Here is a 17,987-nt window from a genome sequence, read left to right as displayed (position 1 = left end):
CCGATTATCGTGGCTCGGGCAGCATGGCGGTGATGTCCGCGTAGGAGGGCAGGTCCGGCTCTTCCTGTCCGCGTACGGCCCGCAGCGCCGACAGGGCGCCGCGCAGGCTCGCCCGGTAGAGCAGCGAGCCGGTGCTCACCCGGGCGACGCCCACCCCGGCCAGCTCGGCGAGCGACGGGCCGCCCGGCTGGTAGAGCACGTTCACCGGCAGTGGTGTGCTCTCCACCAGCCGGGCGATCTCCCCCAGATCGCTCAGACCGGGCACGAAGATCCCGTCGGCGTGCCCGTAGGCGCGCACCCGCTCCAGCGTGTCGCCGGTCCCGAGCCAGCGGGTGTCGGTCCGCGCGTTGACGAACACGCCGTGCCCGCGGGCCGCCTCGATGATCGCCTGGTGGACGCCGATCGGCCGCAGCGTGCCGTCGGCCCGGCCGTCCTCCAGGTTGACCCCGGCCACGCCCAGCTCCGCCAAGGTGGCGATCAGCTCGGCCACCTCGCCGGGGTCGTCGCTGAACCCGCCCTCGACGTCGACGCTGACCATCACGTCCAGCGTCCGCAGCGTCGCGGCGAGCGCCACCGTCTCGTCCCTGGTCGCGCCGCCCGCGTCAGGCTTGCCGTGCACGGCCGACACGCCCAGGCTGGTGGTGCCGACGGCCGCGAACCCCTCCCCGGCCAGCACCGCGGCCGACCCGTAGTCCCACGCGTTGGGCAGCAGCAGCGGCTCGCCCGGCCGGTGCAGCGCCCGGAACCTCTCGCTCATCGTCCCTCTCCGATCTCCACCTGCGCGTCGAGCACCCCGGCGGCCAGCGCCAGCGCGTGCCGTGACGCCGGGCAGGGCCGCAGCCCGGCGCCGAACGTCAGATGCGGGGCCTCCCCGCGGGCCGGGTCGAACCGCTCCGGCGACGCGAACACCTCAGGGTCGCGATTGGCGGCCACCAGGTCGATCACCACCTCGTCCCCGCTCTCGCGGTCCACCCGCCGCGTCACCTTCAGCGGCGGGTCGTGCCGCAGCGTCTCGTGCAGCAGGTCGTCCACCGCGACGCCGGGCGCCTCGTGGGCCAGCGCGTTGCCGATCAGCCCCTCCACGGAGGCGTGCGCCTGCAGCAGCAGCGTGACCAGGGCGATCCGCTCGTCCTCCGGCCCGGCCGCCCGCTCGGCGAGCTTCACCAGCTCGGCCACCGCCGCGTCGGCCGCGCCGGACTCCTCGCCGGACAGGTAGCCGGGCGCCGCCGCCCGGACGGCCTCGGCCAGGCGGCCGGGCTCCGCGAACCCGAGCGCCTCGCCCAGCACCTCCGTGGGCACGTCCCGCCACTCGCCCCGCCGGGCCGCCGTCAGCGCCCGGGCCGCCTCCCGCAGCGCCGCCGGGCCGAGCCGGGCGAGCGGCGCCGACAGCGTCGCCCGGCGGCGCGCGTGCTCCTCCCCGGAGCTGAACCTGGACACCCGGGCGCGCAGCCAGGCGAGCGTCCCCACCGGCGCGCCCTGCCGCACGGGCGGCGGCACGTACCGGGAGTCGGCGAGCACGGAACAGGCTTCGGAATGACGTGTGACGAGCATGTGATCACGCTAGCCCGGCAACGGTTCACCGCCCGTCTAACCATGCCGGTCGTCCGCGCTGATCAGGCGACCAGCCGCTCGCTCTCCTGCGGCGGCCGCACCGGCTCGGCCGCCGGGACGGGAAGCGGCGTCCGGGCGGCGACGGCGCGTCCGCCCGCGGCCACCGCCATGGCGACGATCAACGCGATCTCAGCCACCACCAGCGCCCGCTCCAGCAGGCCGTAGTAGCCGGCGCCGCCGATCCACGCCGAGGTGAACGAGGCGGGGTGCGCCGCCAGGTAGACGGCCAGCGCGACCACGGACGTCAGGCTCAGCGCCCGGACCGCGTTCCAGCGCGGCAGCGCCTTCCGGCCCCGCGCCAGCGACCACCCGGCCACCGGCAGCGTGGTGAACACGACGGCGGCGGCCCACCGGTGGATCTCCCCGGTCAGCGTGCCGATCTCCGACCCGCCCGGATCGGTGGGGAAGACCGCGCTCATCATCAGCCCGGCCGCCGCCGCCAGCAGCAGCACCCTGGTCGCCGCCGTGCGCCCCGGCTCCCGTACGGCCAGCCCGTACGCCAGCGTCAGGCACGCCCCCGCGAGCGCCAGCATGCCGGCCAGCACGGGCAGCAGCCCCCCGGACACCAGCGCGTAGTCGCTCAGCAGCGGCTGCGACGGCAGCGCGAGCTGCGCGTAACCGAGGGCGAGTACGGCGACCAGCGCCCCCGCCACCGTCCCGCCGACGGCGAACCCGATCGCGCCCTGCGGGGCGTCCTGCCTGGATGTCATCGCGTGACCTCGTCATAGATCTGCTCGAACCGGGCGAGCGACGTCTGGTGATCGTGGGTGAGCGCCAGCTCGCGGCTGGCCCTGCCCAGCCGCTCCCGGAGCGCGTCGTCCGAGAGGATGCCGGACAGGTGCCGGGCCAGCGCCATCACGTCGCCCGGCTCGTACAGGTAGCCGTTGCCCGCCACCAGGTGCGGCAGCGCCATCGCGTCGGCCGCCACCACCGGCAGCCCCGACGCCATCGCCTCCAGCGTGGCGATGCTCTGCAGCTCGGCGACGCCCGGCATGGCGAACACGTCGGCCGCGGCGAACGCCTGCGGCATGCTCTCGTCCGGCACGAAGCCGAGGAAGAACGTCCGCTCGCCCACCCCGATGCGCCGGGCCAGCCGCTCCAGCACCTCGCGCTGGTTGCCCTTGCCGACGAACGCCACCTGCGCGTCGGTGTCGTTCAGCACGTACGGGAGCGCGCGGACGATCTCGTCGAGCCGCTTCTCCTCGTCGAGCCGGCCGACGAACAGGACCGTGGGCCGGTCCGGCAGCCCGAACGCCTTGCGCGCCCACGCCTTCGGCTCCGCCCGAGGCTGGAACCGGGCCAGGTCGATGCCGCACGACACCGCCTCCACCTCGCGGGTGAAGCCCTGGTCGCTCAGCAGCTTGGCGGCCAGCGGCGTCGGCGTCGTGATGTGGTCGGCCTTGCCGAAGATCCGGCCGAAGTCGCGCCAGGCCAGCCGCCCGGCCTTGGCCCGCAGCCGCGCCGGGATGTGGCCGAACTGGAAGAGGTTGTCCGGCATGAAGTGGTTGGTCGCCACCACCGGGATGTCGCGGCGGCGGGCTGCGGCGATGGCCGCCCGGCCGACGACGAAGTGGCCCTGCGTGTGCAGCACGTCCGGCTCGATCGCGGCGACGAGCCGGTCCAGCCGCGTCGGGACGGTCACCCGCATGGTCGGGTGGACCAGGACCGGAGCCGAGCGCAGCCGGTGCACGATCACCCCGTCGACCACGTCCGCGCTGGCCGGGCCCAGGTCCGACTGGCACACCACGTGCACCTCGTTGCCGCGCTCGGCCAGGCCGGTGGCCAGCCGGTGGGTGAAGTAGGCGGCGCCGTTCACGTCGGGCGGGTAGGTGTCGGTGGAGATCAGGATGCGGCGCGGGCGGGCGGGGACCGGGACGAGGGCGGCCGAATCGTCGACCGCGTGCAGGGGCATGGCCATGGTGGTGACTCCGTTGTGTCGAGGTTGGAGGAGCTTCACGTGTGTGGTGCGCGCTGTGGCGGTCATGTCCTGGCCTCCAGCGGCGTGGTGCGGGCCAGGGCGACGGTTCCGGCGGCGGTCAGCGCCGCCGCCGCGATCGGCAGGACTCCCGTCGGCACCGGCTCACCGAGCAGCAGCGCGCCGAACGCGACGGCGGTGAGCGGGTCGGCGATCTGCAGCGAGGCGAAGGACACCCCGAAGTGGCCGACGGCGTAGGCGCGCTGCAGCATCATCAGCGCCAGCAGCGCCGGGACGGGCAGCGCCAGCAGGTACCACCAGTTCCAGCCGCCGTCGACGAGCACCCGCAGGAGCGTGGCGGTGGCGCCGTAGAGGACCCCCGAGGCCGTCGCCAGGAGCGCGGCCCGGCCCGCGTGGGAGGCGGCCTTCGACCCCGCCCACAGCAGCACCGCCGCCACCCCGGCGACGCCGAGCAGCGTGAGCACGCCGGCCGGGTCGAGCCTGGTCGGGCCGTCGGACTCCGGCACCAGCAGCACCAGCCCGATCAGCCCCGCGGCCACCACGCCCGCCGCGGCCAGCTCCCGCCGCTCCGGCCTGCGGCCGTGCAGCGTGGCGGCGATCGGCAGCGCGAACAGCAGGCTCGCCACCCCCATCGGCTGGACGACCGTCAGCGGGCCGAGGCCGAGCGCCACGATGTGCAACCCGCCTCCCACCAGGATCGACGCGCCGCCGATGAGCCAGCGCGGCCGCCGGAGCAGGGCGAGCAGGCCGGGCTTGGCCGTGCCGACCGCTTCGAACTGCTGCAACGCGGCTCCGAGCGCGAAGAACAGCGAACCGATCAGGGCGATCACCGCGGCCAGCACAGTCATGCCCACTCCTTTCAACCTGGATAGTCGCCAAAAAGGGTCAAACGGACGTGTCCGCCGGAAGGCGCTCGGGAGAAGCCTTGATGGCGCGCCGCTTCCTGACCCACCGGACGATCTCCACGACGGCCGTGACCGACAGCGCGATGCCCAGGCCGAGCAGCAGACCCTTGATCGGGTCGTTCTCGAACGCCATCCCGCCGAAGAACCCGATCAGCCCCGAGTAGACGCCCCACGAGACCGCCGCGATCGAGTCGAAGAACGTGAACGACCGCAGCGGATAGCGCACCGCGCCCATCGTGAGCGTCGTCGCCGTCCGCCCGCCCGGGATGTACCGGGCCACGACCAGCACCAGCCCGCCACGCTCGGCCAGTGCGCCGCGCGCCCACACGAACGCCTTGCGCTCCCGCAGCCTGCCGCCGCCCTTGTGGCCCAGCAGGTAGGAGATGTGGTCGCCGCAGAACGCGCCGAGCGCCGCCACCACGATGACCAGCGCCAGGTTCGTCTGCCCGCTCGCCGCGAACACCCCGGCCGTGATGACGGAGGTCTCCGCCGGCACGACAGGGAAGAACCCGTCGAGCAGGGCCAGCGCGAACAGCGCGACGTACAGCCACGGTGACGACATCACCTGCTGGAGCCACTCCAGGATGGTGTGGGACATCAGTGTGTTCTCCGATCAGTCAGGAGCGCTCTCAAGCCTGGTGGCGTGAGGGACGACGGGACATCGGGGATGCCCCCGGTCGAACGCGGGCCCTTCCCCGAGCCGGGTCAGGGCCAGCGCACTCCGAAACTAGGAACCCCGCGGGTGCCGGCACATCGGCCGATCGGCATGCACCACCCCCGACTTTCGTCAGGGGCGGCCTGCGACCTGCTTCGATCAAACCGGTTCAGGAAGCCCGGCACAGGAGTGGAGGTATCCGCCTTTGTGGTGGTGCTAGCCCCACCCGAACCGGGGGACGGCGCACCACCCCTGACTTTCGTCAGGGTCCCGAACCGACCATCGGCGGCACCGGCCGGTCGTGCGCCGCCGGTAGCTTCGGACCCGTGAAACGACTGCGCCGCGCGAACCGTCAACAGGTGATCCGGGACGTGCTCCTCTGGTTCCTGCTGTCCGTCGCGGTCTCCATCATGGGCCCCGACCCGCTCGACGGCCTGCCCGCCTTCGCCCTGGTCACCGTGCCCCGCATCGCGCTGATGGGCGTGGTCGTCCTCGTCGGCCGGCCGTGGCCGCTCGCCGCCGTCGCGCTGCTGCTGCCGTTCGGGCCGTGGGACTTCCGCGAAGGCTTCGCCACCAGCGACCTCACCTGGCTCTCGCCGCCGTCCAGCGGGGTCAAGATCCTCCCGCTCCTGCCGGTCTCGGCGTTCGTCATGTGGTACGCGTACCTGACCGGACGGCGGCTGGCCCGCGTCTGGCCCGCCCTCGCCCTGGCCGCCGTCGCCACCGGCATCGGCGTCGTCCTCGTCCTGACCAGAGGCGGCACCCTCGCCCTCTGGGTCACCATGACCTCCGGCCTCGCCGGCACCTACGCCGTGCCGTACCTGCTCGGGCTCCTGCGCCGCCGTCTCCTCCAGCAACGCGCCCAGGCCCGCCACTCCACCGCCGAACAGGCCCGCCTGCGCGAACGCGCCAGGATCGCCCGCGACATGCACGACTCCCTCGGCCACGACCTCGCCCTCATCGCCGTGCGCGCCGCCGGGCTCGAAATGTCGCCCAACCTCGACCCCGCCCAGGTCAAGGCAGCCGGCGAACTCCGCCTCGCCGCCGCCGACGCCACCGAACGGCTCCACCAGATCATCGGCGTGCTCCGCGACGACGCCGACACCGCGCCGCTCGTCCCCGTCCACGAGGACGTCACCGCCCTGGTCGAACGCGCCCGCGCCTCCGGCATGCGCATCACCCTCGACGTCACCGGCCCCGTCCCCGAGCTGGCCCACGCCGTCGTCCAGGAAGGCCTCACCAACGCGGCCAAACACGCCCCGGGCGCCGCCGTCACCGTCGAGATCGGCCCCCACCGCGTCACCGTCCGCAACGGCCCCGCCACCGGCCCCCGCCCCGCCCTCCCGATCGGCGGCGGCCTCGGCCTCGCCGGCCTCCGCGAACGCGTCCGCCTTGCCGACGGCACCCTCACCGCCGGCCCCACCCCCCAAGGCTGGATCCTGACCGCCACCCTCCCCTGACCTTTCTCCGTACGCGACCTCCCACCGCCGAGCGGCACCCCGCCGGCCACGACCCCGCCGAGCGGCCCGGCGCATGCGGGGGGCAGGTCCCCCGGAGGGGGGAGGGGGGTCCCCTGGGGGCGGGAGGTGCGGGGGGCGGGGCCGGGGGAGGGTCGGGGTATGACGACTCCGAGGGCCGGAATCGGCCGGATCACCGCGGCGCTCGTGGCGATCGCCGCCATGCTTCCCTACCTCACCATCAAGATCCTCTGGCTGACCGGCAGTTCGCTGGGCGTCACGGACCCGAACCTCATGGGCACCTCCACCATGCTCGGCATGAACGCGCTGACGTTCGGCATGGACGCCGTGGCCCTGGTGCTGGCGCTGGCGTTCACGATGCGGTGGGGGATGCGGCTGCCCGCCTGGCTGGTGCTGCTGCCGCTGTGGGTGGGCACGGGCCTGCTGTCGGTGGTGATGATGACCGCGCCGCTGGGCCTGGGGCTGGAGGGCGTGGGGGTGTTCGCGAACGGCGGCCCGATCGAGCCGTGGGTCTACCTGGCCGTCTACACCGGTTTCTTCGGCCAGGGCGCGGGCCTGCTGACGGCGTTCGTGCTGTACGCGCGCGACCGCTGGCCCGCCCTCTTCTCCACCCCGATCGGGTACGGTCCCGCGCCGGCGACCAAGCCGTTCCAGCTCGTCGTCGGGTGGGGCGCGCTGCTGGTGGTCGCGCTGCTCGGCGGGACGCGGATCGTCTGGGCACTGGGCGGCGGGCTGTCGGCGGTGGCGGCCGCGCAGGGCGTGCTGAAGGGCGGGCTGGCGATCGCGGCCGGGGCGGCGCTGCTGGTCGTCGTGCGGGGGAGCGGGCGCAGGGCGTTCTGGCAGCCGCTGGCGGCGGGCTGGCTGGGCTCGGGGGCGATGTTCGGCTGGGGCATGTACGCGCTGATCGTGATGATCGTGGGCGGCCCGCTCGGCGTCGAGATCGAGGCGGCGGCGGGGCTGGTGGAGCTGTTCACCACGCTGACGGGGCTGGTGATCGGGATGTGCGGGGGATTCGTGCTGGTGGAGAGGCTAACCGTGGGCGACGTGCAGCCGCCGCAGCACCCGCTTGAAGGCGAAGACCGAGACGGCGATCGCCAGGCCGCTCATCACGGCCACCGCTGAGGTGCGCAGCAGCATGAACCCGCCGAGTGATCCCGCCAGCGACTCGTACACGGCCAGCGCGATGCTCACCGTCGAGTTGGCCAGCAGCACGAACGCCCACAGCAGCGTGATCCTGGCGAAGAAGCGGCGTACCCGCTCGTGCTTGAGCACCGCGTTCGGCAGGTGGATGTAGTCGAGGGTGAGCTTCTGCACGAGCGGCCGGTTGAGCCGTACGGAGGCGAGGAAGGCCATGCTGATGCAGATCGTGCCGAGTTCGGGCTGGATGAAGTACCACATCCAGCTGCCGGTCCACAGGCCGACGATCGTGCGCAACGTGATCGCGGCGGCGGCCAGCAGCATCGTCGCCGGCACCGGGATCCGCCTGATCAGCCGCCACGCCACGCCCCCGTACACCCAGGCGCACGTCAGGATGAGCGCCCACTGCAGCCCCAGCACGACCATCGCCAGGTAGAACACCGCCATCGGCGCCACCACGGCTTCGAGCAGCCGGGGCGCCGCCTGGCGGGCGAGGGCGGTGAGACGGGGCAGGGTCACGGGTGGATGATTCAACGCTGACTCCGCTGATAGGCCGATGGCCGGGGCACTACCCGGGCTTACGGGCTGGCAGGCTTGCCGGATGGGCCGCTCGATGTCACCTGGCGGTCACCCTGACGCCTGAGACGATCGCACCGGCGGGTTGCCGGTCACTTACCGGTGGCTTACCGTACCTGAGGTCCCGGGCCGCGACGGCCTGTTTTGCCGCGTTCCATCGGACGGCCGGCCGTTACCGCATGTCGGAGCCGCCATACCGCTTGGGAAAGAGTTCAGCCGAGCGACGTCGTGGCCAGCTTGGCCCCGAACCCGACGAACAGCACCCCCACGCCCGACGTCAGCCCGGCGCTCAGCCGCCTGCGCGAGCGGAACTGCGCCGCCAGGAAGCTCCCGCCGAAGATCAGCGCCGTCAGGTAGAGCAGGCTGAACACCTGGATGATCGCCCCCAGGATGAGGAACGACAGCGCCGGGGTCGCGTAGCCGGGGTCCACGAACTGCACGAAGAACGAGATGAAGAACAGGATGGCCTTCGGGTTGAGCAGGCTGATGGCGAGCGCCTTGCGGAACGGCCGGGGGTCGCGCCCCGGCCGCACCTCCGCCGCGGCCTCGGCGGGCGACGGGTCACGCCAGGCCCGCCACGCCCCGCGCAGCATCTGGAACCCGATCCACACCAGGTAGCCGGCGCCGGCGTACTTCACGACGGAGAACAGCAGCGGCGACGACTTCAGCAGCGAGGCCGCCCCGACGGCGGCCAGCGCCATGAGCACCGTGTCGCCCACGAACACCCCGGCCGCGGCCCGATACCCCTCACGCACCCCCCGCTGCGCGGCCAGCGTCAGCACGAACAGCGAGTTGGGCCCCGGCAGCAGGATGATGAAGAAGGCGCCGATGACGTAGGTCCACAGGTCGGTGATACCGAAGAACATGCCGCTGCACTCCAGGTGAAACGTGGTGACACATCACGGTATCGCCTGGCGGGACTCAGCCGAAGAGCTCCTCCGCCGAGCTGACTTTCAACGACCGCACGAGCAGCTCGTCGAGCAGGTCGGTGTCCGTACAGGCCATCACCCGCTCCCGCACCGCATCGGGCACCTGAACCCCCCGCTGCTCCAGCACCTTCAGCACCGATCGCGCCTCGCCCTCGGCCCGGAGCTGCTGCGCGTACTCGGACTGGTAGCGGTACGTCTTGGTGGACATCAGCTCTCTCCAAAGTCGTCGGGCCTTGGTGTCACCGAGACCCACCTCGGTGAACTCGGCGAGGAATCCAGCATGGTCGCTGTCGATGGTGTCCAGGGCGGCTGCCAGCGCATCCAGTATGACATTCACCCTGCGTGAGGTCCCGTGCGTGATGGCGGAGAACGCCGCCAGCACCACGTCCTTGGCCGCCTCGGACCGGTCCGTGATCGCCGGGACGTTGTCGGGCGGTGCCAGGTGAAGTGCCTCGCTCAGGAGTTTCCGGGGAGTCGGTGGGCGGCGAGGGGGTGGACGCGGTGGGGGACGACGGTGGAGAGGGTGATGACGGTGGTGCTGCGGCGGACGCCCGGGATGGCGAGCATGCTGTCGATGACCTGCTGGACGTGTTCGTTGTCGCGGCCGGCGATGCGGCACCAGACGTCGCCGGGGCCGGTGACGATGTGGGCTTCCAGGAGCTCGGGCATGGCGTGGAGCGCTTCGGAGATGTGCGCGCGGGCGGCCTGCTCGACCTCCAGGGTGGTGAACGCCTGGACGGGGTAGCCGAGGGCGGCGGGGGAGAGGACAGGGCCGAAGCCGGTCACGACGCCGTCGGCGGTGAGGCGGTCGAGGCGCGCCTGGACGGTGCCGCGGGCGACGCCGAGCAGGCGGGCGATCTCCAGGAGCCCGGCGCGGGGCCGCTCGGCGAGGAGGCGCAGCAGTCGAAGGTCCAGTTCGTCCAGTCCGTGGCGCCGTGCTGGCATATTTGCCACCTTAAGCCGAAATTTCGTGTCGAAACGTGCAGCATAGACCGCCCCCTGTTGTCACAGAAGCGAGGCGTACGGAGACTGCGGGGTCATGGAGCACCCTTTCATCCCTTATGCCCCACCCCGCTACACCCCCGAAGAGATGATCAGGCGCGGCGAGGAGTTCTACGCGTTCGCCGACTCCCGGCGCAGCGTCCGCATGTTCAGCGACGAGCCGGTCCCGTACGAGGCCGTGGAGCTGGCCGTGCGGGCGGCCGGGACCGCGCCGTCGGGCGCGCACCAGCAGCCGTGGACGTTCGTGGTGATCGGCGACCGGGAGACCAGGAAGCGCATCCGCGAGGCCGCCGAGGTGGAGGAGCGCCAGAACTACGAGGGCGGCCGGCTGCCCCCGGAGTGGCGCGAGGCGCTGGCCCCGCTGGAGACGAACTCCGACAAGGGCTACCTGGAGGTGGCGCCCTGGCTGGTGGTGTGCTTCGCGCAGAAGTACGGGGCCCGCCCCGACGGCTCCCGCGTCAAGCACTACTACGTCAACGAGAGCGTGGGCATCGCCTGCGGCCTGTTCATCGCGGCGCTGCACTCCATGGGCCTGTCGACGCTGACGCACACGCCGAACCCGATGGCGTTCCTGACGGAGATCTGCGAGCGCCCGGCCAGCGAGCGGCCCTACATCCTGTTCCCGGTGGGCTACGCGGCCCCCGGCGTGCGGGTGCCCGACCTGGCGCGCAAGCCGCTGGAGGAGACACTGGTGCCGTTCCCGCCGGATTTGGGCCTTTCCTAGCCGGGCCGTCGTCTTCACTCTCAGTTCAGGCGCGTGTCAACACCGAGCCCACGCGCCTGGGAGGACGAAGGTGAAACGCCGATTAGTCATCCTGCTCGCCGTCCTGGGTCTGATCTGCCTGACCGGCGCGACCGGGGCGGGAGCGACCGCGGAGCCGCCGGCGAACAAGCAGTACCGGGTGCAGGGCCCGGCGGACGCGCGGGAGCGCAGCGCGGTCGCCGCGACCGGGGCCGCGATCGACGAGGTGACGAAGGACTCGGTCCTGGTCACCGCCACGGAAGCCGAGGTGTCCGCGATCCGGAAGCTCGGCTACCGGGTGACGGAGGCGCCCGGCCCGTTACCCCCGGCCCGTGCGCGGGTGGCTGACTTCCCGCCCGCGGACTCCGGCTACCACACGTACGCGGAGATGATCGCGTTCATCCAGGACCTGGCGGCCGACCATCCCGGGCTGGTCAGCACGTTCACGTACGGGACCTCGTACCAGGGCCGGCAGCTCGTGGGCGTCAAGATCAGCGACAACGCCGGGACGGACGAGGCGGAGCCGGAGGTGCTGTTCACCGCGCACCAGCACGCGCGCGAGCACCTCACCGTCGAGATGGCCCTCTACATGATGGACCTGCTGACCGACGGGTACGGCACGGACTCGCGGATCACGAACCTGGTGAACACGCGGGAGATCTGGATCATGCCGGACCTCAACCCGGACGGCGGCGAGTACGACATCGCCACCGGCAGCTACCGGTCCTGGCGCAAGAACAGGCAGCCGAACAGCGGATCCTCGGCCGTCGGCACCGACCTGAACCGCAACTGGGCCTACCAGTGGGGCTGCTGCGGCGGCTCGTCCGGCTCGACGTCGAGCGAGACGTACCGGGGCCCGTCGGCCGAGTCGGCGCCCGAGGTGAGCGCGGCGGCGAACTGGGTGCGCGGCCGGGTCGTGGGCGGCGTGCAGCAGATCAAGGCGCACCTCGACTGGCACACCTACAGCGAGCTGGTGCTGTGGCCGTACGGCTACACCTACAACGACACGGCGCCGGGCCTGACGCAGGACGACCGGGACGCGCACGCGACGCTGGGGCAGAGCATGGCCGCCAGCAACGGCTACACGCCCGAGCAGTCCAGTGACCTCTACATCACCGACGGCACGATCAACGACTGGATGTGGGGCGTCTACAAGATCTTCAGCTACACCTTCGAGATGTACCCGAGGGGCGCCAGCCCCGGCTTCTACCCGCCGGACGAGCAGATCGTGCCGCAGACGACGCGCAACCGGGAGGCGGTGCTGCTCTTCCTGGAGAGCGCCGACTGCGTCTACCGGGTGATCGGCAAGGAGTCCCAGTACTGCGGCACCGGCACCCCGCCGGTGACCGTCTACTCCGACACGTTCGAGACGGCCACGGGCTGGACGGCGAATCCGGGCGGCACGGACACGGCGACGGCCGGGCAGTGGGAGCGCGGCGACCCGGAGCAGACCGACTCCTCGGGCGTCAAGCAGCTCGGCACCACGGTCAGCGGCTCGAACGACCTGGTGACGGGCCGGTTGGGCGGCTCGGCCGGGACGTACGACATCGACGGCGGCGTGACGTCGATCCAGTCGCCGCCGATCACGCTGCCGGCCTCGGGCACGCTCGGCCTGTCCCTTTCCTGGTATCTCGCGCACGGCTCGAACGCGTCGAGCGCGGACTACTTCCGGGTCAGGGTGGTGGGCGCCACCACGGCCACGGTGGTGAACCAGGCGGGCGCGGCCACCGACCGTGACGCCGCCTGGAGCGTGGCGACCGCGAACCTGAACGCCTTCGCCGGGCAGACGGTCCGCATCGTCGTCGAAGCGGCCGACGCGGGCACCGCCTCCCTGGTGGAGGCGGCTGTGGACGACGTCCGCATCACCCAGCAGCCGTAATACCGGAAAGGCCGATTCGGGCATTATCGGCGTCCTTAACCTGGGAACTGCTTTGGGTCTTGTAAGGCAACGGTGTCAAAGCTACGATCACGGCAACTCTTAGGAAACTTTCCTAAAAGAAATCATGGCCCGCGTGACACCCCCCCAGGAGCCCGCGCCTCGCCGCTGCGGGCTGTGCCGTACGGCTCGCGTTCTCACCCCCCGGCGCGAGCCGTACGGCACATCATCCAGAAGGACGACATGTGAAACCTCGCGTCATCCTCGTAGCCCTCGCGACTCTCGCCGTCAGCCTCATCGCGCTCCCCGCCCAGGCTGCCTCGGCCACCGCCACCTTCGCCAAGGTCTCCGACTGGGGCTCCGGCTTCGAAGGCAAGGTGACCATCACCAACGGCACCACCACCGCCATGAACGGCTGGAACGTCCAGTTCGACGTGCCGGCCGGCTTCACGATCCCGTCCGCCTGGAACGCCAACATGTCCAGGAACGGCCAGCACTACACGTTCACGAACCCGAGCTGGGCAGGCAACCTGGCCGCCGGGGCGAGCGCCAGCTTCGGCTTCAACGGCACGCCCGGCAACTTTCCCGGCATCACCAACTGCACGCTCAACGGCGCGCCGTGCGGCGGCGGCGACAACGAGCCCGGCGCGCCCGGCAAGCCCGGCGCCGTCCAGGCCACCAGCACCGACAACAGCATCGCGCTGACGTGGGGCGCCTCCAGCGGAACCGTCACCGGCTACCGCGTCTACGAGGGCACCGCTGTCAAGGCCACAGTCAGCTCCACCAGCGCCACGATCAGCGGCCTGGGCACCTGCGAGCCGCACACCTACACGGTCAAGGCGTACAACGACCAGGGTGAGTCGGCGGCCAGCGACCCCGTCACCGCCACCACGACCGGCTGCGACACCGGCAACCCCGGCCCGCTGCCCAAGCACTTCCTCACCGGCTACTGGCACAACTTCGTCAACGCCGCCACCGAGCTGAAGCTCTCCCAGGTGCCGGACGACTACGACCTGATCGCGATCGCGTTCGGCGAGGCCACCTCCACGGCCGGCGAGGTCGTCTTCTCGCTCGACCCGGCCCTGGCCACCGCCGTCGGCGGCTACACCGACGCCCAGTTCAGGGCCGACGTGCGGGCGCTGCAGCAGCGCGGCAAGAAGGTCATCCTGTCCGTCGGCGGCGAGGCCGGCCGGGTGCAGGTCGCCAGCGCGGCCGCCGCCACCAGGTTCGCCGACTCGGTGTACGGGCTCATGCAGAGCTACGGGTTCGACGGCGTCGACATCGACCTGGAGAACGGCCTCAACGCCACCTACATGGGCCAGGCCCTGCGCTCGCTGCGCGCCAAGGCCGGCGCGGACCTCATCATCACGATGGCCCCCCAGACCATCGACATGCAGTCGACCGGGATGGAGTACTTCAAGCTCGCGCTGAACATCAAGGACATCCTCACCGTCGTCCACACGCAGTTCTACAACTCCGGCTCCATGCTCGGCTGCGACCAGTCGCAGGCGTACTCGCAGGGCTCGGTCAACTTCATGACCGCGCTCGCCTGCATCCAGCTGGAGAACGGCCTGCGCCCTGACCAGGTGGCCCTGGGGCTGCCCGCCGGGCCGGGTGCGGCGGGCGGCGGCATCGTGTCGCCCACGCTCGTCAACCAGGCGCTCGACTGCCTGGCCAAGCTGACCAATTGCGGGACCTTCCGGCCGCCGCGCGCCTACCCGGGCATCCGGGGCGCGATGACCTGGTCCATCAACTGGGACGCCAGCCACAACTGGAACTTCTCCAGGACCGTCAAGCCGCACCTCCGGGGAATGCCATGAGAATCCGTCGCCTGTCCCTCGCCCTGCTCACCTCAGCGGCGCTGACCGCGTCCGGGGTGGCCGCGATCAGCCCGGCCGCCTACGGCGCCACCGGCAGCGCCACGAGCGCCGCCATCGCCGCCTACCCGGCCTGGGCCGCGTGGACGGCCTACACCGCCGGCACCCGCGTCACCCACAACGGCGCCGACTACGAGGCGATCCAGAGCCACACCTCCCTGCCCGGCTGGGAGCCGCCGAACGTGCCCGCGCTGTGGAAGACGGCCACCGGAGGCGGCAACGACACCCAGGCGCCGTCGGTGCCGGCCAACCTGCGATCGACCGGCACCACCACGACCAGCGTCTCGCTGGCCTGGAACGCCTCCACGGACAACGTGGCCGTCAGCGGCTACGACGTCTACCGGGGCAGCACGCTGGTGTCGACCGCGACGGGCACGTCGTTCACCGACACCGGCCGCACCCCGAACACCTCCTACACCTACACGGTCCGGGCCCGCGACGCCGCCGGCAACGTGTCGGCCGCCAGCAACGCGGTCACCGTCACCACGCCCGACGGCCCCGGCCAGCCGGACCCGACCAGGATGCCCGGCGCGCCCTACCTCTACATGGGCTGGGGCAGCCCGCCGAACCCGGGCACCGTCATGGACGCCACCGGCGTCAAGTCGTTCACCATGGCCTTCATCCTGGCCAGCGGCGGCTGCAACCCGGCGTGGGACGGCAACCGGCCGCTGACCGGCGGCGCCGACGCCCAGGCGATCTCCACGATCAAGTCCAAGGGCGGCAGCGTCCAGGTGTCCTTCGGCGGCTGGTCGGGCAACAAGCTCGGCCCGAACTGCTCCACGCCGCAGGCGTTCGCCGGCGCGGTGCAGCAGGTCATCAACGCCGTCGGGCCCGCCGTGGTGGACTTCGACATCGAGAACACCGACGAGTTCGAGAACTACACCGTCCAGGACCGCATCCTGAACGGCCTCAAGATCGTCAAGCAGAACAACCCGAACGTCAAGATCGTGGTCACCTTCGGCACCACCAGGACCGGCCCCAACGCCCACGGCGTCCGGCTGATCAACCAGGCCAAGGCCCTGGGCGTGCCGATCGACAACTTCACGATCATGCCGTTCGACTTCGGCGGCTCCAACATGTACCAGGACACGGTCAACGCCTCCGAGGGCCTGAAGACCGCGCTCAAGAACGCCTACGGCTGGACCGACGCGCAGGCGTACGCGCACATGGGCATCTCCGGCATGAACGGCCTGTCCGACCAGCAGGAGCTGACCTCGCCGGCGATCTGGACGCAGATCCGCGACTGGGCCCTGTCCAAGGGCCTGACCAGGCTCGCCTACTGGGCCGTCAATCGCGACCGCCCCTGCCCGGGCGGCGGCGTCACCGCTCACTGCAGCGGCATCGCCCAGACGGAGTGGGAGTTCACGAAGACCACCGCCGGCTTCTGACCGGCAGGTGATCGACGGGGGAGGGCGCCACACCTGCCGGCGCCCTCCCTTCTCATGCCAGACAAGGAAGGATCACCATGAAGTTCCGAGGGTTCGCGGCGGCGGCCGCCCTCGCGCTGGGCCTGACCGCCCTCCACCCCACCTCCGCCCTGGCCGCGAACATCGTGCTGAACCCCGGCTTCGAGTCGGGCCTGTCCGGCTGGACCTGCTCGTCGGCCGAGGCCGTCTCCTCCCCGGTGCACGGCGGCGCCGGCGCCGTCCGCGGCACCCCCGCCGGCGCCGACTTCGCCCGCTGCCAGCAGACGATCACCGTCCAGCCCAGCACCGCCTACCAGCTCTCCGCCTGGGTCCAGGGCGGCTACGTCTTCCTGGGCGCGACCGGCACCGGGGTGAACGCCAGCACCTGGGGCCAGCCCGGCGCCCAGTGGCAGCAGCTGAAGACCTCCTTCACCACCGGCGCGACCACCACCAGCGTCGCCATCCACGTCAACGGCTGGTACGGCACCGGCGCGTACGTGCTCGACGACGTGATCCTCGACGGCCCCGGCGGCCAGCCCGACACCGAGGCGCCGAGCACGCCCGGCAACCTCGCCGTCGGCAACGCCACCAGCACGAGCCTCACCGCCACCTGGAGTGCCTCGACCGACAACTCCGGGAGCGTCGCCCGCTACGAGGTCTCACGCAACGGCGGCGCCCCCGCCGCCACGACCGGCACCACCCACACGGCCACCGGCCTGACCCCCCAGACGGCCTACCGCTTCAAGGTCCGCGCCTGCGACGCCGCCGGCAACTGCTCCCCGTACACCGGCGAGGTGACCGGCACCACCACGGTGGGCGGCGGCGACGGCGGCGACCTGCCCGAACGGGTCATGGTCGGCTACCTGCACGCCTCGTTCGCCAACGGCTCCGGCTACATCCGCATGAGCGACGTCCCCGCCGAATGGGACATCATCAACCTGGCCTTCGGCGAGCCCACCTCGGTGACCTCCGGCGACATCCGCTTCAGCCAGTGCCCGGTGGCCGAGTGCCCCAACGTCGAGTCCGAGGCCGACTTCATCGCCGCCATCGACGCCAAGCAGGCCCAGGGCAAGAAGGTGCTGATCTCCATCGGCGGCCAGAACGGCCAGGTCCAGCTCACCACCACGGCCGCCCGCGACAAGTTCGTCCAGTCGGTCAGCGCCATCATCGACCGCTACGGCCTCGACGGCCTCGACATCGACTTCGAGGGCCACTCCCTCTACCTCAACCAGGGCGACACCAGCCTCGCCAACCCCACCACCCCGGTGATCGTCAACCTCATCCAGGCGCTCAAGACCCTCAAGAGCAGGTACGGGTCAGACTTCGTGCTGACGATGGCCCCGGAGACGTTCTTCGTCCAGCTCGGCTACCAGTTCTACGGCCCCGGGCCGAACGGCACGGCCGACCGCAGGAGCGCCTCCTACCTGCCGGTCATCCACGCCATGCGCGACGACCTGACCCTGCTGCACGTGCAGGACTACAACTCCGGGCCGATCACCGGGCTCGACAACCAGTACCACACGATGGGCGGCCACGACTTCCACGTGGCCATGACGGACATGCTGCTGGCCGGCTTCCCCATCATGGGCAACGCGGCCAACGTGTTCCCGGCGCTGCCGCCGGAGAAGGTCGCCATCGGCCTGCCCGCCTCGCCCAACGCCGGCAACGGCTTCACCACGGTCGGGGAGGTGCAGAAGGCGTTCGACTGCCTGTCCAAGGGCACGAACTGCGGGCCGTACAAGCCGCGCGGGGTCTACCCGGGGCTGCGCGGCCTGATGACCTGGTCCATCAACTGGGACAAGTACAACGGTTACGAGTTCTCCCGCAGCCACCGGGCCTACCTGGACCGCCAGTAGG

17 protein-coding genes are annotated in these 17,987 nt (G+C 71.6%); 7 read left to right on the top strand and 10 right to left on the bottom strand.

The window, feature by feature from the left end; translation table 11 throughout:
• Window positions 1–4: 4 nt before the first annotated feature.
• The 6 genes from ACBI99_RS40220 to ACBI99_RS40195 all read right to left on the bottom strand — a co-directional run bounded on the left by ACBI99_RS40220 (window position 5) and on the right by ACBI99_RS40195 (window position 5,050).
• Window positions 5–757, bottom strand: a complete 753-nt coding sequence (locus tag ACBI99_RS40220) for an isocitrate lyase/phosphoenolpyruvate mutase family protein (RefSeq protein WP_375074864.1) — start codon at window positions 755–757, stop codon at window positions 5–7.
• On the bottom strand, window positions 754–1,551 hold the full coding sequence (locus ACBI99_RS40215; RefSeq protein ID WP_375074863.1) for a cytochrome P450: 798 nt from the start codon (window positions 1,549–1,551) through the stop codon (window positions 754–756). The genes ACBI99_RS40220 and ACBI99_RS40215 overlap by 4 nt, the downstream gene beginning before the upstream one ends.
• A 62-nt stretch (window positions 1,552–1,613) precedes the next feature.
• On the bottom strand, window positions 1,614–2,321 hold the full coding sequence (locus ACBI99_RS40210; protein ID WP_219509959.1) for a DUF998 domain-containing protein: 708 nt from the start codon (window positions 2,319–2,321) through the stop codon (window positions 1,614–1,616).
• Entirely contained in the window at window positions 2,318–3,523 is a 1,206-nt protein-coding gene (locus ACBI99_RS40205) for a glycosyltransferase (protein ID WP_246646056.1), read from the bottom strand. Before ACBI99_RS40205 ends, ACBI99_RS40210 begins: the two co-directional genes overlap by 4 nt.
• Before the next feature lie 68 nt (window positions 3,524–3,591).
• Window positions 3,592–4,395 (bottom strand): DMT family transporter, encoded by an 804-nt coding sequence (locus tag ACBI99_RS40200; RefSeq protein WP_357590374.1) that lies wholly within the window; start codon window positions 4,393–4,395, stop codon window positions 3,592–3,594.
• Between the two features lie 37 nt (window positions 4,396–4,432).
• Window positions 4,433–5,050 (bottom strand): DedA family protein, encoded by a 618-nt coding sequence (locus ACBI99_RS40195; RefSeq protein WP_357590372.1) that lies wholly within the window; start codon window positions 5,048–5,050, stop codon window positions 4,433–4,435.
• A 383-nt stretch (window positions 5,051–5,433) separates the two neighbouring features.
• Here ACBI99_RS40195 and ACBI99_RS40190 point away from each other — a divergent pair, with 383 nt between their 5' ends.
• A complete protein-coding gene (locus tag ACBI99_RS40190) occupies window positions 5,434–6,567 on the top strand; it encodes a sensor histidine kinase (protein ID WP_375074862.1) in 1,134 nt (377 codons plus the stop codon).
• 159 nt (window positions 6,568–6,726) lie between these two features.
• Window positions 6,727–7,707 carry a hypothetical protein gene (locus ACBI99_RS40185; protein WP_375074861.1) on the top strand — a complete coding sequence of 327 codons (981 nt, stop codon included), beginning with the start codon at window positions 6,727–6,729 and terminating at the stop codon, window positions 7,705–7,707.
• Here the strand turns inward: ACBI99_RS40185 and ACBI99_RS40180 are convergent.
• From ACBI99_RS40180 to ACBI99_RS40165, 4 genes are all read right to left on the bottom strand, one after another.
• Entirely contained in the window at window positions 7,615–8,241 is a 627-nt protein-coding gene (locus ACBI99_RS40180) for a VC0807 family protein (RefSeq protein ID WP_375074860.1), read from the bottom strand. The two genes, ACBI99_RS40185 and ACBI99_RS40180, sit on opposite strands and share 93 nt — an antisense overlap.
• A 269-nt stretch (window positions 8,242–8,510) precedes the next feature.
• Window positions 8,511–9,164 carry a leucine efflux protein LeuE gene (gene leuE, locus ACBI99_RS40175; RefSeq protein WP_375074859.1) on the bottom strand — a complete coding sequence of 218 codons (654 nt, stop codon included), beginning with the start codon at window positions 9,162–9,164 and terminating at the stop codon, window positions 8,511–8,513.
• A 55-nt stretch (window positions 9,165–9,219) separates the two neighbouring features.
• Window positions 9,220–9,612 carry a hypothetical protein gene (locus tag ACBI99_RS40170; protein WP_375074858.1) on the bottom strand — a complete coding sequence of 131 codons (393 nt, stop codon included), beginning with the start codon at window positions 9,610–9,612 and terminating at the stop codon, window positions 9,220–9,222.
• Window positions 9,613–9,683: 71 nt separating this feature from the next.
• Window positions 9,684–10,172, bottom strand: a complete 489-nt coding sequence (locus ACBI99_RS40165) for an Lrp/AsnC family transcriptional regulator (protein ID WP_375074857.1) — start codon at window positions 10,170–10,172, stop codon at window positions 9,684–9,686.
• Between the two features lie 94 nt (window positions 10,173–10,266).
• Here ACBI99_RS40165 and ACBI99_RS40160 point away from each other — a divergent pair, with 94 nt between their 5' ends.
• From ACBI99_RS40160 to ACBI99_RS40140, 5 genes are all read left to right on the top strand, one after another.
• Window positions 10,267–10,953: a nitroreductase family protein gene (locus ACBI99_RS40160; RefSeq protein WP_219517240.1), complete on the top strand. Its 687-nt coding sequence runs from the start codon at window positions 10,267–10,269 to the stop codon at window positions 10,951–10,953.
• Window positions 10,954–11,023: 70 nt separating this feature from the next.
• Window positions 11,024–12,850, top strand: a complete 1,827-nt coding sequence (locus tag ACBI99_RS40155) for a M14 family zinc carboxypeptidase (RefSeq protein ID WP_375074856.1) — start codon at window positions 11,024–11,026, stop codon at window positions 12,848–12,850.
• A 242-nt stretch (window positions 12,851–13,092) separates the two neighbouring features.
• Window positions 13,093–14,667: a chitinase gene (locus ACBI99_RS40150; RefSeq protein ID WP_375074855.1), complete on the top strand. Its 1,575-nt coding sequence runs from the start codon at window positions 13,093–13,095 to the stop codon at window positions 14,665–14,667.
• A complete protein-coding gene (locus ACBI99_RS40145; protein WP_375074854.1) occupies window positions 14,664–16,112 on the top strand; it encodes a carbohydrate-binding protein in 1,449 nt (482 codons plus the stop codon). Before ACBI99_RS40150 ends, ACBI99_RS40145 begins: the two co-directional genes overlap by 4 nt.
• Before the next feature lie 77 nt (window positions 16,113–16,189).
• On the top strand, window positions 16,190–17,986 hold the full coding sequence (locus ACBI99_RS40140; protein ID WP_219517233.1) for a chitinase: 1,797 nt from the start codon (window positions 16,190–16,192) through the stop codon (window positions 17,984–17,986).
• Window position 17,987 lies beyond the last annotated feature (1 nt).

The organism is Nonomuraea sp. ATR24 (genome assembly GCF_041950485.1).
Classification (GTDB): Bacteria; Actinomycetota; Actinomycetes; order Streptosporangiales; family Streptosporangiaceae; genus Nonomuraea; species Nonomuraea ceibae.
Note: the sequence above shows the minus strand (reverse complement) of the source record. Positions and strands in the feature narration are given on the sequence as shown.

Excerpts from the sequence above, each read along its gene's own strand:
- ACBI99_RS40140 (WP_219517233.1), top strand. The coding sequence starts at position 16,190 with ATGAAGTTCCGAGGGTTCGCGGCGGCGGCCGCCCTCGCGCTGGGCCTG.
- ACBI99_RS40215 (WP_375074863.1), bottom strand. The coding sequence starts at position 1,551 with ATGCTCGTCACACGTCATTCCGAAGCCTGTTCCGTGCTCGCCGACTCC.
- ACBI99_RS40185 (WP_375074861.1), top strand. The coding sequence starts at position 6,727 with ATGACGACTCCGAGGGCCGGAATCGGCCGGATCACCGCGGCGCTCGTG.
- leuE (WP_375074859.1), bottom strand. The coding sequence starts at position 9,164 with ATGTTCTTCGGTATCACCGACCTGTGGACCTACGTCATCGGCGCCTTC.
- ACBI99_RS40200 (WP_357590374.1), bottom strand. The coding sequence starts at position 4,395 with ATGACTGTGCTGGCCGCGGTGATCGCCCTGATCGGTTCGCTGTTCTTC.
- ACBI99_RS40145 (WP_375074854.1), top strand. The coding sequence starts at position 14,664 with ATGAGAATCCGTCGCCTGTCCCTCGCCCTGCTCACCTCAGCGGCGCTG.
- ACBI99_RS40165 (WP_375074857.1), bottom strand. The coding sequence starts at position 10,172 with ATGCCAGCACGGCGCCACGGACTGGACGAACTGGACCTTCGACTGCTG.
- ACBI99_RS40195 (WP_357590372.1), bottom strand. The coding sequence starts at position 5,050 with ATGTCCCACACCATCCTGGAGTGGCTCCAGCAGGTGATGTCGTCACCG.
- ACBI99_RS40160 (WP_219517240.1), top strand. The coding sequence starts at position 10,267 with ATGGAGCACCCTTTCATCCCTTATGCCCCACCCCGCTACACCCCCGAA.
- ACBI99_RS40205 (WP_246646056.1), bottom strand. The coding sequence starts at position 3,523 with ATGCCCCTGCACGCGGTCGACGATTCGGCCGCCCTCGTCCCGGTCCCC.
- ACBI99_RS40210 (WP_219509959.1), bottom strand. The coding sequence starts at position 2,321 with ATGACATCCAGGCAGGACGCCCCGCAGGGCGCGATCGGGTTCGCCGTC.
- ACBI99_RS40220 (WP_375074864.1), bottom strand. The coding sequence starts at position 757 with ATGAGCGAGAGGTTCCGGGCGCTGCACCGGCCGGGCGAGCCGCTGCTG.